Source organism: Vibrio sp. 10N.286.48.C11, assembly GCF_041469805.1.
GTDB classification, from domain to species: Bacteria; Pseudomonadota; Gammaproteobacteria; order Enterobacterales; family Vibrionaceae; genus Vibrio; species Vibrio crassostreae_C.
Map to the genome: position 1 here is coordinate 1 of NZ_JBFRLK010000148.1, position 621 is coordinate 621.

At 48.1% G+C, this 621-nt stretch carries 1 protein-coding gene; it reads right to left on the reverse strand.

Annotated features, from left to right (window positions below; translation table 11 throughout):
* Positions 1-33: 33 nt before the first annotated feature.
* On the reverse strand, positions 34-621 hold a 588-nt coding region (gene tnpC / locus AB4209_RS22245; RefSeq protein WP_372057417.1), incomplete at its 5' end, for an IS66 family transposase.

A 621-nucleotide genomic window follows, 5' to 3' on the forward strand; every position in this document is an offset into this window, starting at 1 on the left:
GTAAACGCCCCATGAACCTACAGGGCGATATTACTAATGTTTGAAGTTCCAAGGCAGGAGTGCATCGATATCGGTCTCTGCTTTTGCTAGCTCTTTCATGCACTTGACCATATAGTCATAGAGGATAAGGCCGTTGGCTTTTGCAGTCTCGACGATACTGTAAAGCATCGCGCTCGCCTCAGCACCATTTGGTGTGTTGGAGAATAGCCAATTTTTCCTGCCAATAACCAGCGGTTTAATTGCGCGTTCAGCGCGATTATTATCGATAGATAAGTGACCATCGTCGATATAACGAATGAGCTTTGGCCATTGCCCGAGCGTGTACTTTATCGCTTTACCTAGTGGGCTAGAGCCTATCACCTTCTGGGTTGTCATCCATTGGTAAAGCTCATCCAGTATCGGCTTGGCATACGCTTGACGCTCTGCTTTTCGCTCTTCGGCAGGCGCACCTTTTAAGCGTGATTCTATCCCGTAGAGTTTTTGGATTTTAGCCAGCGCCTTATCAGCCTTGCCCGATTTACCTTTCCCTTGAAGCTTTTTAGCATCCATGAACTTGCGACGAGCATGCGCTAAGCACCCTACCTTGGTGACGTGATGAAGTCCATCATAAGCCGCGTAGCC